Source organism: uncultured Phyllobacterium sp. (genome assembly GCF_902479695.1).
GTDB classification, from domain to species: domain Bacteria; phylum Pseudomonadota; class Alphaproteobacteria; order Rhizobiales; family Rhizobiaceae; genus Phyllobacterium; species Phyllobacterium calauticae.
Genome location: NZ_CABSQF010000070.1, coordinates 1 through 14,861, shown reverse-complemented (window position 1 = coordinate 14,861; position 14,861 = coordinate 1). Strand labels below are relative to the sequence as shown.

General features: G+C 62.0%; 20 protein-coding genes and 1 pseudogene. 9 read left to right on the top strand and 12 right to left on the bottom strand.

Features of this window, described 5'->3' with window-relative positions:
- The 5 genes from RDL77_RS23755 to RDL77_RS23735 form a co-directional block, all read left to right on the top strand.
- A partial coding sequence (locus RDL77_RS23755) for a DUF1501 domain-containing protein (protein WP_288194960.1) occupies positions 1-1,121 on the top strand: 1,121 nt, incomplete at its 5' end.
- Between the two features lie 30 nt (positions 1,122-1,151).
- Entirely contained in the window at positions 1,152-1,481 is a 330-nt protein-coding gene (locus RDL77_RS23750) for a hypothetical protein (RefSeq protein WP_162800130.1), read from the top strand.
- A 103-nt stretch (positions 1,482-1,584) separates the two neighbouring features.
- Entirely contained in the window at positions 1,585-2,262 is a 678-nt protein-coding gene (locus RDL77_RS23745; RefSeq protein WP_223613688.1) for a FadR/GntR family transcriptional regulator, read from the top strand.
- Positions 2,259-3,560, top strand: a complete 1,302-nt coding sequence (locus RDL77_RS23740; RefSeq protein WP_288194958.1) for an MFS transporter — start codon at positions 2,259-2,261, stop codon at positions 3,558-3,560. The genes RDL77_RS23745 and RDL77_RS23740 overlap by 4 nt, the downstream gene beginning before the upstream one ends.
- Positions 3,561-3,645: 85 nt before the next feature.
- Positions 3,646-4,029: a hypothetical protein gene (locus RDL77_RS23735; RefSeq protein ID WP_223613690.1), complete on the top strand. Its 384-nt coding sequence runs from the start codon at positions 3,646-3,648 to the stop codon at positions 4,027-4,029.
- Positions 4,030-4,103: 74 nt separating this feature from the next.
- Here the strand turns inward: RDL77_RS23735 and RDL77_RS23730 are convergent, their stop codons facing one another.
- From RDL77_RS23730 to RDL77_RS23715, 4 genes are all read right to left on the bottom strand, one after another.
- Entirely contained in the window at positions 4,104-5,453 is a 1,350-nt protein-coding gene (locus RDL77_RS23730) for an MFS transporter (RefSeq protein ID WP_288194957.1), read from the bottom strand.
- Between the two features lie 205 nt (positions 5,454-5,658).
- Entirely contained in the window at positions 5,659-5,928 is a 270-nt protein-coding gene (locus RDL77_RS23725) for a DUF2312 domain-containing protein (protein ID WP_175540565.1), read from the bottom strand.
- 135 nt (positions 5,929-6,063) lie between these two features.
- Positions 6,064-6,369: a DUF1244 domain-containing protein gene (locus RDL77_RS23720; protein ID WP_288194956.1), complete on the bottom strand. Its 306-nt coding sequence runs from the start codon at positions 6,367-6,369 to the stop codon at positions 6,064-6,066.
- 2 nt (positions 6,370-6,371) lie between these two features.
- Positions 6,372-7,166, bottom strand: a complete 795-nt coding sequence (locus tag RDL77_RS23715; protein ID WP_288194955.1) for an N-formylglutamate amidohydrolase — start codon at positions 7,164-7,166, stop codon at positions 6,372-6,374.
- A gap of 176 nt (positions 7,167-7,342) precedes the next feature.
- On the opposite strand from RDL77_RS23715, the gene RDL77_RS23710 reads away from it, so the two are divergent.
- The gene (locus RDL77_RS23710) at positions 7,343-7,846 is read left to right on the top strand and encodes a DUF1036 domain-containing protein (RefSeq protein ID WP_226904671.1); all 504 of its coding nucleotides are present in this window, start codon (positions 7,343-7,345) and stop codon (positions 7,844-7,846) included.
- On the top strand, positions 7,843-9,279 hold the full coding sequence (pyk, locus tag RDL77_RS23705) for a pyruvate kinase (protein WP_223613694.1): 1,437 nt from the start codon (positions 7,843-7,845) through the stop codon (positions 9,277-9,279). Before RDL77_RS23710 ends, pyk begins: the two co-directional genes overlap by 4 nt.
- Before the next feature lie 55 nt (positions 9,280-9,334).
- On the opposite strand, the gene RDL77_RS23700 is transcribed toward pyk, so the two are convergent.
- The 5 genes from RDL77_RS23700 to RDL77_RS23680 form a co-directional block, all read right to left on the bottom strand.
- Positions 9,335-9,961: a hypothetical protein gene (locus RDL77_RS23700; protein ID WP_226904672.1), complete on the bottom strand. Its 627-nt coding sequence runs from the start codon at positions 9,959-9,961 to the stop codon at positions 9,335-9,337.
- Between the two features lie 60 nt (positions 9,962-10,021).
- The gene (gene ykgO / locus RDL77_RS23695) at positions 10,022-10,147 is read right to left on the bottom strand and encodes a type B 50S ribosomal protein L36 (protein ID WP_091880250.1); all 126 of its coding nucleotides are present in this window, start codon (positions 10,145-10,147) and stop codon (positions 10,022-10,024) included.
- 168 nt (positions 10,148-10,315) lie between these two features.
- Positions 10,316-11,389, bottom strand: a complete 1,074-nt coding sequence (locus tag RDL77_RS23690; RefSeq protein WP_288194954.1) for a 5-(carboxyamino)imidazole ribonucleotide synthase — start codon at positions 11,387-11,389, stop codon at positions 10,316-10,318.
- A gap of 1 nt (position 11,390) precedes the next feature.
- Complete coding sequence (purE, locus tag RDL77_RS23685; RefSeq protein ID WP_223613696.1) at positions 11,391-11,888, bottom strand: 5-(carboxyamino)imidazole ribonucleotide mutase; 498 nt, start codon at positions 11,886-11,888, stop codon at positions 11,391-11,393.
- Between the two features lie 95 nt (positions 11,889-11,983).
- Positions 11,984-12,187, bottom strand: a complete 204-nt coding sequence (locus tag RDL77_RS23680) for a YdcH family protein (protein ID WP_008128260.1) — start codon at positions 12,185-12,187, stop codon at positions 11,984-11,986.
- Positions 12,188-12,413: 226 nt separating this feature from the next.
- Between RDL77_RS23680 and RDL77_RS23675 the strand changes: the two genes are divergently transcribed.
- Positions 12,414-12,593 carry a YdcH family protein gene (locus RDL77_RS23675; RefSeq protein ID WP_105734402.1) on the top strand — a complete coding sequence of 60 codons (180 nt, stop codon included), beginning with the start codon at positions 12,414-12,416 and terminating at the stop codon, positions 12,591-12,593.
- A 119-nt stretch (positions 12,594-12,712) separates the two neighbouring features.
- Here the strand turns inward: RDL77_RS23675 and RDL77_RS23670 are convergent, their stop codons facing one another.
- The 3 genes from RDL77_RS23670 to RDL77_RS23660 form a co-directional block, all read right to left on the bottom strand.
- Complete coding sequence (locus tag RDL77_RS23670) at positions 12,713-12,976, bottom strand: helix-turn-helix transcriptional regulator (protein WP_223613697.1); 264 nt, start codon at positions 12,974-12,976, stop codon at positions 12,713-12,715.
- A gap of 64 nt (positions 12,977-13,040) precedes the next feature.
- Positions 13,041-14,282 carry an MFS transporter gene (locus tag RDL77_RS23665; protein WP_223613698.1) on the bottom strand — a complete coding sequence of 414 codons (1,242 nt, stop codon included), beginning with the start codon at positions 14,280-14,282 and terminating at the stop codon, positions 13,041-13,043.
- 105 nt (positions 14,283-14,387) lie between these two features.
- Complete coding sequence (locus RDL77_RS23660; RefSeq protein ID WP_105734400.1) at positions 14,388-14,573, bottom strand: DUF1192 domain-containing protein; 186 nt, start codon at positions 14,571-14,573, stop codon at positions 14,388-14,390.
- Between the two features lie 93 nt (positions 14,574-14,666).
- On the opposite strand from RDL77_RS23660, the pseudogene RDL77_RS23655 reads away from it, so the two are divergent.
- Positions 14,667-14,861, top strand: a pseudogene (locus RDL77_RS23655) (NAD(P)H-quinone oxidoreductase); the annotation flags it as partial.

Here is a 14,861-nt window from a genome sequence, read left to right as displayed (position 1 = left end):
GGCCCCCCACCGGCGGGGGTCCGAGGCCGGGGCGGCCCGGTCCCGTCTTCCCCAATGGGCGGCGGCCCCCCCGTTTCGCCTCCCCCCCCCGCCGGGGCCCCGCCGATGGCCTCAACATCGTCGTGCCCTATGCCGACCCCGCCTATGCGCAGCTGCGCGGCGGCCTCGCGATCCAGACTTCAGATGCCATCAAGCTCGACGGCATGTTCGCCCTGCATCCCGCGCTCACCGGCATGGGCACGCTCTACGGCAACCGGCAGGCGCTGTTCGTGCACGCCGTCGCCTCGCCCTACCGCGAACGCTCGCACTTCGACGGCCAGAACGTCCTGGAGACCGGCGGCACCAGCCCCTACCAGATCCGGGATGGCTGGCTGAACCGGCTGGTGACGCTGCTGCCGAAATCGGCCGACAAGGCCATTGCCTTCGCCCCGACCATACCGGCTGCCCTGCGCGGCCCGGCTGATGTTACCTCCTACGCGCCCTCGACCCTGCCGGAAGCATCCGACGATCTCCTGCTGCGGGTGGCGCAGCTCTACGACCGGGACCAGCAGTTTCATCCGGTCTGGAGTGCGGCGATGGAGGCGCGCGGCTTGTTCCACGATATGGAAACCCGCCAGAATCCCGCCGCCGCCGGCAGAACCGCCGCCGAGGCGCTTGTCCGGCCTGACGGCCCGCGCATCGCCATGATCGAAACCAGCGGCTGGGATACCCATAGCGGCCAGGAGAACCGGCTTGCCAACCAGTTGAAGGCGCTCGATGCCATGATCGATGCCATGCGCGACGGGCTTGGCGACGTCTGGCAGCAGACGACCGTTCTCGTGGCAACCGAATTCGGCCGCACCGCCGCCGCCAACGGCACCGGCGGGACCGACCATGGCACGGCGACAACCGCGCTCATCCTCGGCGGCGCCGTCAACGGCGGCCGCATCCTGGCCGACTGGCCGGGCCTTGCCCCGAATGCACTTTATGAAAACCGCGACCTGAAACCCACCATGGATCTCGACGCGCTGATCGCGGCGCTTGCCGCGGAAACCTTTGGTCTCGAACCCGAGCGCACCATGCAAACGCTCTTTCCGAACCGCCCCTTTGACCGGTCCCTGCAAGGGCTGATCAGAACGTGAACCACCAACCAACCCTTTGAAGAGGCTATCATGAGAACCATCCTGAGCATGATTACCGGCGGTCTTGTCGCCATTGCCACGCTTGCCGGAGCACAAAGCGCCAGCGCCCTGCCACTCCTGCCGGTACAGGGCGAACACCTGCAATCCCAGGCCGAGCCCGTCTACTGGCGGCACGGCTATTACGGTTGGCACGACGGCTATTACTACAATGGCCACCGCGGCTACGGCTACTACCGGCCGGGCTACCGCTTCTATCGCGGCTACTGGTTCCCGCTCGAAGCATTCGGGCCAAGAACCGTGATCATCGAGCGCCCGGCTCCCATCATTGTTCATCGCCGTCCGATCGTGATCTACCGCTGAGACACCGGTCTTTGCCGGTCTCTGTCCATCTGAGGGCGCCTTGACAGGCGCCTCGCAGTCCCATAATTATCAAGTCATCTGATGACTATGGGACTTTTACGCCATGCAGCCTGCCGCCCGCACCAATCTGGCCGATACGGCGATTGACAATATACGCGCCGAAATCGTCAGCAACCGCTGGCCGGTCGGCGACCGCATCCCCAACGAGGCGGCCCTCGCCGACATGCTCGGCGTCAGCCGAGGGACCGTGCGCGAAGCGGTGCGGGTTCTCGTCGCGCAGGGATTTCTCGAGACCAAACAGGGCTCCGGCACCTATGTCCGCTCGATCATCAACCCGGACGAAAGCCTGTTGCGGATCAGGCGCACCGGCCTGCGCGACCAGGTCGAGGCGCGCTGCGCGCTGGAAGTCGAGGCAGCGCGGCTGGCGGCCCTGCGCCACACTCCGGAGGTCGTCGCCGACCTGCGCCAGCTGCTGGCCGATCGCGGCGAATACGCTACGGCCCGGCACGATTACTATGTCGAGCACGATCTCGCCTTCCACAAGGCGGTAGTCGCCGCCTCGTGCAATCTCGCCCTCATCGAAGTCTACGAATTCTTCTCGGTTTCCACCCAGGAAATCATCCGGGCCACGGTCACGGGCGAACTGCCCGAACCGGATATGGCGGCCCATGCGGCCATCATCGACGCGATTGAATCCGGCGATCCGGACAAGGCGGCATCCACCGCCCGCGCCTTCATGGCCCCCCTTCTCATCGAACTCGATCGGTTGCTCGCATCATGAACCAGCATCTTCCGCCTGAACACCCCAGCCGCCTGGCAGCGGATCTGAACATTGCCGCCGAACAGCTTGTCGATGCCGAGGTGGACAGCGTTCCCCAGCCGCGCGTGCCGGATTTCAAAACCCCTGGCGCGCAGATTCTGTTCGGCCTCAGCCTCGTTCTCATCGCCTACAATCTGCGCCCGGTCTTCTCCAGCGCGTCGGTGCTTTTGCCGGAAATCATCGCCCAGACCGGACTGTCATCCTTCGGCGCGGGCGTGCTCACCACGCTGCCGGTGCTCTGCCTTGGCCTGTTTGCCCCGCTGGCGCCGCGTCTCGCCCAGCGCATCGGCGCGGAGCGCACGCTCCTCGGCGTTCTCCTTTTGCTGGCGCTCGGCACCGCCCTGCGCGGGCTCGAATCCCTGCCGCTGCTGTTCATCGGCACGGCGCTGGCGGGCGGCTGCATCGCCATCGGCAATGTCCTGCTGCCCGGTCTGGTGAAGCGCGATTTCGCCAGCCGCACCGGCATGATGACCGGCCTCTACACCATGGCGCTGTGTGCGGGCGCGGCCAGTGCCGCCGGCCTGACCCTGCCGGTGCAGAAGATGCTCGGCGGATCATGGTCGCTGGCGCTCAGCGCCTGGGCCTTGCCGGCGCTGGTTGTCACCGCGATCTGGCTGCCGCAGGCCCTTGCCCGCAAGGTCCGCACCAAACATGCGGGCTTCAAGGTGATCGGCCTCTGGAACGACCGTCTGGCATGGCAGGTCACCCTGTTCATGGGCCTGCAGTCGGCACTCGCCTACTGCGTCTTCGGCTGGCTGGCGCCCATCCTGCGCGATCGCGGCCTTGACGGGACGACCGCCGGTGTCGTGGTTTCCGTGTCGGTCATGGCGCAGGTCTTCACCTGCCTGCTCGTGCCGTCGATTGCCGTGCGTTGCCGCAATCAGAGCCTGATCAATGTGGCGCTGGTCACGATTGCCGTTGCCGGCCTGCTCGGCCTGCTGTTTGCGCCGCTCTCCACGGTCTGGCTGTGGGCTGTCGTCCAGGGCATCGGCCAGGGCGGGCTCATCGCCATCGCCATGACCATGATCGTGCTGCGCTCGCCCGACTCGCATGTCGCCTCGCACCTCTCCGGCATGGCCCAATGCGTCGGCTACATGCTCGCCGCCATCGGTCCGCTGCTCGTCGGCCTGATCCACAGCGTCACGGAAAGCTATGCGGCAACGGCCATCCTGTTTGTGCTGCTCGGCATTGGCGTTGCCATTTTCGGCTGGGGCGCCGGCCGTGCCCTGCAGGTGCAGGCCCGCACCGTTACCCTGTGAACGACAGCTAACGGCAGCATTCATCACCGGTTCAGCCGGCGGGCTCTATATCTGTGCTCAACGAATTAACGTTGAGGACCGCATGATGAAAAAGATACTCGCTGCTCTTCTGGTTGCTGCCGTTTCGATCAGCGCAATCAGCCTCCAATCGGCTCCGGCGCAGGCTGGCGGCTACTATTCCGACGGTTATGATGGCGGCTGGTCCGGCGAGCGCTCCTATCGCGACAGCTATTACCGCGATCGCGGCGATGACTACTATCGCGAACGGGACTACAACCGCAACCGGGACTACCGGTCCGAGCGTTCCGACCGTCACAAGAACCGCGACACGGCCATCATTGCCGGTGTTGCCGGGCTGGCGCTCGGTGCCGTGATCATCGGATCGCTTGCCAAGCAGAATCAGAACCGCGCGCCGGTCTATGACCGCCCGGCAAGCCGCGACCGCCTGATCTACGATCCGAACTACTAAATCTGTCATCATAAAAACAAGGCGCGGCCCGCTTTTTCAGCGGGCCGCGCCTTTTGTATTCAGCGACCGGAAAACTAGGCTTCGATATCGACGTCCTTGGTTTCCTTGCCGATGATCAGCGCGATCAATGTCAGCACGGCCATGGCCGAGAGGTAGACGCCAACCCAGAACGGGCTGCCGCCACCGAGCTTCCACAATGCAATCGCTATGAAGGGGGCAACCGCAGCGCCGAGGATCGACGAGACATTGTAGGAAATGCCCGATCCGGTATAGCGCATGCTCACCGGGAACAGTTCCGGCAGCAGGGCGCCCATCGGACCAAACGTCATTCCCATCAGGGCGAAGCCGAGGATCAGCCAGGCCATGACGCCAACATTGCCCAGAGACAGCATCGGCACCCACAAAAGGCCGAACACGATAATGGCGAGCGTCACCCAGATCAGTGTCTTGCGGCGGCCCCAGCGGTCCGCCCATGGTCCGGACACCAGGGTGAAGATGCCGAAGAACACCACGCCGACAATCATCATCAGGACGAAGGTCGTGTAGTCATAGCCGAGACCGGCAATCGGTCCGGCCGTAGCGGCGCGGCCATAGCTGAGCGAGAACGTGGTCATCAGGTAGAACAGCACATAGGTGGCAAGCATGTAGAACGTGCCGAGCACGAGCTGCTTCCAGTGCGACTGGAACACGGACACCAGCGGCACCTTCTTGATCTCGCCTTTGCTGACGGTTTTCTCGAAGGCGGTGCTTTCGACCAGGTTGAGCCGGACCCACAGGCCGACGATCACCATGACGGCGGAAAACAGGAACGGAATACGCCAGCCCCAGTCGAGGAATGCGAGGGAGGGCCGCGACGGATCATCCGACGGCAGGATGGCCGCGATGATCAGGAACAGGCCATTGGCGATGATGAAGCCGATGGGGGCGCCCAGTTGCGGAAACGTGCCGAAGATCGCGCGCTTTCCCTCGGGTGCATTCTCGGTGGCGACCAGCGCCGCACCGCTCCATTCACCGCCAAGCGCGAACCCCTGCGCCAGCCGCAGCACGACCAGCATGGCCGGGGCAAACCAGCCCACGGTTGCGAAGGTCGGCAGGGCGCCGATGAGGAAGGTGGCGATACCCATGGTCAGAAGCGCGCCGACCAGCGTGATCTTGCGGCCGCGCTTGTCGCCGAGATGGCCGAAGAAGATCGCGCCGAGCGGGCGTGCCACCATGGCGGCGCCGAAAATGGCGAAGGACGACAACAGGGCCGTCGTTTCGTTGCCGGGCGGAAAGAACAGATGCGGGAAGACCAGCACGGCGGCAGTCGCATAGACGTAGAAATCGTAGAATTCGATGGTGGTGCCAATCAGGCTGGCCAGAATGACGCGGGACCGCGAATTGGCGGGCGCCTTGATGGACAGCTGCGCTGTGGATACGGACATTGATTTTACTCCCTGACGGCTGAGGCGGCTGCCCCAACGCGAATGCCGGCAGATCACATCAGTCGGAAGAGAAATGGACCATGAAAAGATAGGCGGGCAGCGAGACGATTATACCCGTCGCCGGGCCAGTTCAAGGCCTATCAATAGCGGGAACAACGGCCCCAAACAAAAACGCAGCCTTGCGGCTGCGTTTTGCAAAACTGGCTCAGACCATGCCGAGGGCGTTCATGTACAGCTCGAGGATCGCTTCCTCTTCCTTGCGCTCATTGGCGTCCTTCTTGCGCAGGCGGACGATCGTGCGGATGATCTTGGTGTCGTAGCCGCGGCCCTTGGCTTCCGCCATCACTTCCTTGATGTCGTCCTGAAGCGTGGTCTTTTCTTCCTCAAGGCGCTCGATGCGCTCGATGAACTGCCGCAATTCCGCAGCCGCAACACCTTCGACACCGCCCTGTGGCGCTACATCATCCATGCTCATATCTTGCTCCGTAAAAATTGATTGTGCGACTCGCGAACGCCGCCTCTGCGGTTCCGATGCCCGACCACAGCGCAATGAGTCAAGACAATAGAGTCGGGATCAGGGCGGTTTCGACCGCCGCTGCGGCGTGGTTCGTCAATGCGAAGGCTTATTGACCTCAAAGGCGGCCTTCTGCGCATCGCTGGCCTCGCGCTGGTGCTTGGCCTGCCATTCCGCGTAGGGTTCGCCATAGATGATCTCACGCGATTCATCCTTCGACAGGGGCACGCCCGCCGCATCCGCCGCTTCCCGATACCAGTTGGACAAGCAGTTGCGGCAGAAACCGGCCAGATTCATCAGGTCGATGTTCTGCACGTCGCTGCGCGCGCGCAGATGCTCCAGCAGCCGCCGGAACGCGGCGGCTTCAAGGGCGATACGCTGTTCTTCGCTGACATTGCTCATGGTCAAACCTCTTCCAGTGGGCCGGTGCGCGAGCCGTATCGGCGGGCAACATGTATATCGGGATCGGCGTTGATCGCGTCAAGGATCGGGGCAAGCCGGTCTGCCCATTCATCGACACCCTTCTCGTCGGCGATCAGATCCTGCCGCACCTCGATCAGCGCATGGGCGAGCCCCGGCACGATGCAATGCTTGAACATCGTGTCATTGCGCAGGGCGCCGTCATAGGGCTCGTTGTCACCGACCACCAGCTGCGGATCGGCTTCCAGGGCTTTTATGAGCGGCACGACCGCGCGCGGATCGCTGTCCCAGAGAATGCCCGCATGCCATGGCCGCGGCGTCGTTTTCCAGAAGGCGGTGAAGGAATGGATGGAAATGACCAGCGGCGCCTTGCCGCTCGCCCCGGCAACCGCCTGGATCATGTCCGAAACAGCCGTGTGATAGGGGCGATAGAAATCATTCACGCGCCTTTGATGCTCCGCGTCCGGCATCGGGTTGTTTCCCGGAATGATCGCCCCGTCGGACAGGCGCATGATCAGGGTGGGATCGTCTTCGCCGCGGTTCGGATCGATCAGCAGGCGGGAAAACCCGCCCAGCACAGCCGGAACACCGAGCATTGCCGCCAGTTTGCGCGTCAACGGCTCGACGCCGATATCATAGGCGATATGCCGTTCGAACTGCTGCGGCGGCAGCCCGAGGGAGCCGTATTCCTCCGGCAGATCCCGGTGGGCATGATCGGCCAGAAGCACCAGTCCTCTGTCATTGCTGCCATGGACGAGATGAAAGGGGGAAAACGGCATTGGAACGTTCTCTTGCGCGATTATTCGGGAGAATTTTTTGTGTTTCATGCCCTGATCGGGAATGCAACCATCAATCTTTTGTCACAGGTCCGCAGGAACGGCATGTTCCGCCCATTAGCGCGTTGACAATGCATGTGAAACTGCGGAAAAGGAGTCTAAGACGGACGGAGGCAATATTGCGCAGGGGCATCATTTTCCGCGCTGACCAGCATCAGCGGACGCGATGGAGCAGCTTTCTAGCGGCTTTTTTATTCATTTTCGCAGCAGGCAGTGTCTTTGCGCCGGATGAGGCCCATGCGGATTTCCGCGTGTGCAACACCACGCAAAATCTGGTGGGCGTCGCGCTTGGCTACCGGGCGAAGACCGGCTGGATCACCGAGGGCTGGTGGCATGTCAACGCATCCTCCTGCACCACGCTGGTCGTAGGTCCGCTGACGTCGCGCTATTACTACCTCTATGCCGAGGACGCCCAGAGCGGCGGCCGCTGGGATGGCAAGGTCAACATGTGCGTGGCGGAAAACCAATTCAAGATTACCGGTATCAATGACTGTTTTGCACGCGGGTTTCAGCGGGCGGGATTTCAGGAGTATGATACCGGCGAACAATCAAGCTGGATGGTCCAGCTTACGGAAGAAAATCCTCCCTCAGCTCCAATTGTAACGGATACCCCTCCTCGATGAGACGCCGCCGTAAGGTCAAAATCCTCGCCACACTGGGTCCCGCTTCATCCGACGAAGCGATGATTCGCAAATTGTTCGAAGCCGGTGCCGACGTGTTCCGCATCAACATGAGCCATGCCAGCCATGATCTCATGCGCGAACTCGTGCGCCGCCTGCGCAATGTCGAAAAGGAAGTGGGCCGCCCGATCGGCATTCTCGCCGATCTGCAGGGACCAAAGCTGCGCGTCGGCAAGTTCGCCGAGGGCAAGGTCGACCTCGTTCCCGGCCAGATCTTCACCCTCGACAACAATGAAGCGCTGGGCGACAACACCCGCGTGTTCCTGCCGCATCCGGAAATTCTCGAAGCCGTCGAAGCGGGCCACCGCCTGCTGATCGATGACGGCAAGCTGGCGCTGGTCGCCGAATCGTCCGATGGCAAGTCGATCACCTGCCGCGTCGTGTCCGGCACCAAGATTTCCGACAAGAAGGGCGTCAGCCTGCCCGATACCACGCTGGGCGTCGGCGCCCTGACGGAAAAGGACCGCCGCGATCTCGATGCCGTGCTGCAGGAAGAGGTCGACTGGGTGGCCCTGTCGTTTATCCAGCGGCCGGAGGATCTTGCCGAAGTGCGCAAGATCTCGCGCGGCCGCGTTGCCCTGCTTTCGAAGATCGAGAAGCCGCAAGCCGTCACCCGCCTTGCTGAGATCATCGAGCTCTCCGATGCGCTGATGGTTGCCCGTGGCGATCTTGGCGTTGAAATGCCGCTGGAATCCGTTCCCGGCATCCAGAAACAGATCATCCGCGCCTGCCGCCGCGCCGGCAAGCCGGTCGTCGTCGCCACGCAGATGCTGGAATCGATGATCACCGCGCCGGTCCCGACCCGCGCCGAAGTGTCCGACGTGGCAACGGCCGTGTTCGAAGGCGCCGATGCCGTGATGCTGTCTGCCGAATCGGCCGCCGGTGACTACCCGGTCGAAGCGGTTTCCACCATGGCCCGCATCGCCGAAGAGGTCGAGCGCGACCCGAACTATCCCGGCATCATCCATGCGCAGCGCCCCGAGCCGAATGCCACCGGCGCGGACGCCATTTCGCTTGCCGCCCGGCAGATCGCCGAAACGCTCAACCTGTCCGCCATCGTCACCTATACGGCATCGGGCACCACGGGCCTGCGCGCGGCGCGTGAACGGCCATTGCTGCCGATCATCGCCCTGTCGCCGGTTGTCGAGACGGCGCGCAAGCTCTCGCTCGTCTGGGGCCTGCACTGCGTTGTCACGGAAGATGCGACTGACCTAGACGACATGGTCGACCGTGCCTGCCACATCGCCTATCAGGAAGAGTTCGGCAATCCGGGTGACCGCATCATCATCTCGGCCGGTGTGCCGCTGCGCACGCCCGGCTCGACCAACATGCTGCGCATTGCCTATATCGGCTCGGATGGGCTGACAGGAATCTGAAAAAGATCATTCGGGCTGGCGGCGACAGGCCGCCGGCCCGGAACCCCCGAAAAAGTCAGGTACGCTGACCCGTGAGGTCCTCGGCCAATTGGCCCGCCTGCTTCTGCGCCTCCCGCATCATCGGATAGACCGCAAGAACCTGCTCGAAGGCATGCAGGGCGCCTTCCTTGTTGCCGGTATCCTTCAGGATCGCCGCCAGCCCCGCCAGCGCCCCGAAATGACGCGGCTCCAGGGACAGCGTCTTCTGGATATCGGCCATGGAGCGGCCATAATCATTCATGAGGAAATTGACCGTGGCACGCCGGTTCCAGCCCTCGGCAAAATCCGGTTTCATCACGGTGACCTGATCGAGAAAATCCAGCGCGACGGCATATTTCTTTTCCGTCATGGCGAGGGCCGCCCACTGCATCATCAGATCGACGGTCGCACTGCCGGAATTCTGCCACTGTGCCTGAATCTGTTCGGCGATGCGGGTGGCTTTGGCTTCATTGCGCTCGCGCTTCAGGGCAAAGAACAGCTCATCGAGGCGGGCGGCGCGCTTTTCGGCCAGGGTCTTGCCCGGCAGCGCGGTTGCCTGCGGTGCGGCGGCGGGAACATCAGTCCCGGACGTTTCCTGCGCCAGTGCCAGCGCCGGCGACATCATCAGGACAGATCCGATAAAAAACGCAAAAACGTTCCGCATGATACGGATCGTAGTCCGTATCAGCGAAACGTCAAATGCAAATAACCGTGAAACGGTAAATCAGCCCTGGCGCGCTTTGAAACGCGGCGCAGTCTTGTTGATGATGTAGATGCGGCCCTTGCGGCGCACCAGCTGATTGTCACGATGACGGCCTTTGAGAGCCTTGAGCGAATTCTTGATCTTCATTTCAGCACCGGTATCTTTACGCCCGAAACCGGGCACCAATAATAAAGCGCGCCTCTGAAGCGCGCCGGAAACACGTTGCGGGGAAATAGCCAAGGATTGCCCCGATTGTCAACTCCCGACTCATGATTCATATGGCGATTCATGCATCGGGAGTGAATTTATTTGCCCCTACAGCCGCTTTGTAATGCGCGTGACGTGGCCCATCTTGCGGCCGGGACGTGCATCGGCCTTGCCGTAGAGATGCACGACGGCCCCGCTTTCCGCCAGAATCGCCGGCAGTTTGGCCACGTCATCGCCGATGAGATTTTCCATCACGCAATCGGAATGACGCCGTGTATCGCCCAGCGGCAGCCCGGCAACGGCACGGATATGCTGCTCGAACTGCGAGACCGCGCAGGCGGCTTCCGTCCAGTGACCCGAATTGTGCACGCGCGGGGCAAACTCATTGGCCAGCAGTGTCCCGTTGGCCAGCACGAAGAACTCCATGCCGAGAACACCGACATAATTGAGAGCCTCGAGCAGCTTGCGCGCCGAATCGGCCGCAAGGCCTGCAATCGTCGACGATACGGACACCGGCACGGTCGACGTCGCCAGAATGCCGTCCCTGTGCACGTTCTCGGCAATGTCGTAGATGCGGATATTGCCTGCCTCGTCGCGCGCCGCGATCACCGAAATCTCGCGGGTGAAATCGACCAGACCTTCCAGAATGGCCGGGACGCTGCCGATGGCGGCAAAGCCCGCCTTGGCATCTTCGCCCTTGGCGCCGGAAAACTTGACCTGGCCCTTGCCATCATAGCCGAAGCGGCGGGTCTTGAGGATACCCTTGCCCTCGAAGGCGAGAAGCGCCGCTTCCAGATCGCCCTCATTCTCGACAATGCGCCATTGCGCTGTCGGGATGCCGGCCTTGTTGAGGAAGCGCTTTTCGGTCACCCGGTCCTGCGACACTTTCAGCGCCTCGGGCGGCGGAAAGACCGGCGTGCTTTCATTCAGTGTCTCGGCGGCATCGACCGGCACATTTTCGAATTCGTAGGTGATGACGTCGCTCAGCTCAGCCAGACGCTCCAGTGCATCGGGATCGTCATAGGCCGCCACGATCTGCTCATTGGCAACCTGCGCGGCCGGACAGTCCGCCTGCGGTTCGAGAATGACGGTGCGATAGCCGAGACGCGCCGCTGCCATGGCAAGCATGCGGCCGAGCTGTCCCCCGCCGATAATGCCGATAGTCGATCCTGCTGCAATCATCTCATGCCTCGTCAGATGGCCGTTCGGCGACCTTTTCGCTCTGCGCCGTGCGCCAGTCGTCAAGCCGTTTTGCCAGTGCGGCATCGTTCAGTGCCAGAACAGCCGCAGCCAAAAGGGCGGCATTGACCGCACCGGCACGGCCGATTGCCAGGGTGCCGACGGGAATGCCGGCCGGCATCTGGACAATGGACAGGAGGGAATCCTGTCCGGAGAGAGCTTTCGATTCCACCGGCACGCCGAACACCGGCAGCGGCGTCATGGAAGCGGCCATCCCGGGAAGATGGGCGGCACCGCCGGCACCGGCGATCACAACCTTGAGACCGGCATCGCGCGCGCCCTTGGCAAAAGCAACCAGGCGGTCCGGCGTGCGGTGGGCGGAAACGATGCGGTCATCGTGGGAAATGCCGAGCGCATCGAGCGTCTCGGCGGCGTGGCGCATGGTTGCCCAATCGGACTGGCTACCCATGATGATTGCGACGTCAGCGCGTTTATCGGCCATTGAACATCCTCTGATCAGCGGAGCGTGCAGGGATTAACGGAAAAGTGGGGACGCTGCAAGTTATCGGCAGCCCGCCGGTCAAAAGCGGTTGAAAATCAGGCAATAATGTCCGGGATGATCTTGTCTTCAAGCTCGATGAGCTTGTCTTTGATGATGAGCTTCTTCTTTTTCATCCGCTGGATTCGAAGCTGGTCACAACCAACCTGGATCATCGCTTGTATGGCGGCATCAAAATCCAGATGCTCCTGTTTCAATCGTGCGACTGCCAATCGAATGTCAGCCTGATCCTGGTCGGACATGCAGTGATTCCCGGTATTTTGCTTTAGAAGAAGCCAATGTCTGGTCCGGTGTTCGAGAATACCGGACCAGCACGTGGCAATACCATATTTTACATGACAAGAAAATCCTACGAAACAAATTCGACAATTGCTTCAAGTGGTGGCAGAGTGTCACGGCTCTGTCATAATCTCGCCCTTTGGCCGGCAGAGCATGAACGAGTAGGAAACCAACCAAGGGAGAAGCCGGATGGCCATTGAGTCTCATCTTGAAACGCTTGAACGTAAGCATGGTGCACTCGAGAAGGAAATCTCCGAAGCGCTGGCAAGTCCTGCCACCGACGACCTGAAGATTACCGATATGAAACGTCGCAAGCTCATGCTGAAAGAGCAAATCGAAAAACTGAGATCGACCGCCACGCGCCATTAGAGCCTTTGGCCGACAGAAGAAGAATTTCAGCCGGTTGCCGGAGAGGCAGCGGGGCTGGCACTAAAACAAAAACCCGGTCTGCGACCGGGTTTTTTTATTGGCCGGACGCCGTGCGGCCATCATTCGCTCCAGAACTGATCCAGCCATAAATTCAGGTGAAAGAAGCCGCTGTCGTCGACGGCATAAATCCGGCGTGTCCCCTCGGACTTGACCTTGACCAGTTGCGCATCCAGCAGCGCCTTCAGGTGCTGGGATACCGCCGGGCGTGAAATGGGCAGGCCAAGCGCCAATTCATTCACGGTCTTGGGACCGCGCCGCAACTCTTCCAGCAGATAGCGGCGGTTCGGATCGGAAATGGCGGCAAATGCATCGGTTTCGGCCATGCCGAATAGTCGTTTTAAACTGCCGTCAATGTCAACGCATTTTGTACGAAAAGCGTTGCGAACCTCAGTCCGGCTGGGCTTCCGCCCGGGGATCGAGCTTGATGCCCTCGGGCGTTGCCCGCTCCGAGGGAACGGTCTGGAAATTGTCCCGCATCGCAATCGGCATGGCTGCCCGCATGCGCGAGCGGATGATGGCATGGGTCATGATCGAGACATGTGCCAGCGCCGTGATCGCAAACAGGCCTTCGGGCGCAACATATTCCATGGCCCAGGCGCCGAGGATCGGCCCGACCATGGTGCCGAAGCCATAGAGCAGCAGCAGGCCGCCGGTTACCTTGACGAAATTCTGCGAGTCCGAATAGTCGTTGGCATGGGCCACGGCCACCGGATAGAGCGTATAGGCCAGTCCGCCATAGATCGCCGTCATGAACAGGATGACCGTTGCCTGACGCGAGCCGATCAGGAAAATCAGGATGCCGATGATGGCCGCAGCACCCGCGACGAACGCCAGGACATAGCGCCGGTCGGTACGGTCGGACATGCGTCCCACCGGTATCTGCATCAAGGCACCGCCCATGACGGAGGCACTCATCATCAGGGCGATTTCCGTGGTGGTGATGCCCGTCGCCGCGCCGTAGACGGCACCGAGCGTACCGAACGCGCCATTGGCAACGCCGATCAGCATGCAGCCGACGAAGGCAACCGGCGAATTGCGGTAGAGCGCCTTGAGGTCGAGCTGCACTTCCGTCAGCGGTTTCGGGCTGCTGGCGGTGGAAATGGCCGTCGGAATCAGCGCCAGGCAGAACAGGATGCCGGTCAGCATGAAAAAGGTGCCGTTGTGCACGTCGCCGAAGCCGATCATCATCTGGCCCGCCGTGATGGAGGCAAAGTTCACCACCATGTAAAGGCCGAAGATCTGACCGCGATTGGCATTGGTCGCCCGCTCGTTCAGCCAGCTTTCGATCACCATGTAGGCGCCGGCCATGGCAAAGCCGGTCAGCGCCCGCAGCGCAATCCAGGCCGTGGCATGCACCAGAATACCGGTCATCAGCGCAACAATGGCGGCAATGGCGGCAAAGGCGCTGAATGCCCGGACGTGGCCGACGCGGCGCACCAGGCGCGGCGCCAGCAGGCAGGCGGTTATGAACCCGCCGGCCCAGGCAGTACCGAGAAGACCGAGGGACGTGGTGGAAAAACCCTCCGCCCCGCCGCGCAGCGGCAGCAGGAGCCCGTGCAGGCCCGAGGCCATGACCAGGAATGACGTGCCACACAAGAGGGCAAAGACCTGTACGAACGAACGGAACACAGCGATACCCCAATGCTTGGACGGATGCCGGCAACAAGCCGGTACAGGCCCGTCTCGATCAGCAATGCGGAGACATCATGACATCCGCATCATTTACGTTCCGTTTCAGCGAAAAAGTGCTTCCGCCGCCAGCTTGCTGCTGCCCTTGCGCGTGCGCTCTTCCTCAAGCCGGGTGATTTCCGCCCGCAGGATGCCGATGCGCTCGTCCAGCTCGGCGACGGAAAGCAGAGAAAGTTCCTGCCCGATCTCGTGGGCAACCCTGCGTTTCGGTTCCTCGTCGAAAAGTGACATCATGTCCTCCACTTGCCGCTTTATCCTGAAAGGATACAGTCCCCCCGCTTCGAATTGCAAATCATTCAAGCGAATCAACCGAAGGAGCTACCCATGGCCAGTAAAATTCCGACGACGATGACCGCGGTCGAGATCACCCAGCCGGGCGGTCCGCTGGTCCTCAAGCCGGGAAAGCGCGGCGTTCCGGAAGCAGGGCCGAATGAACTTCTGGTTCAGGTGCATGCGGCCGGCGTCAACCGGCCTGACGCGCTGCAGCGCCAGGGTCATTATCCGCCGCCACCCGGCGCA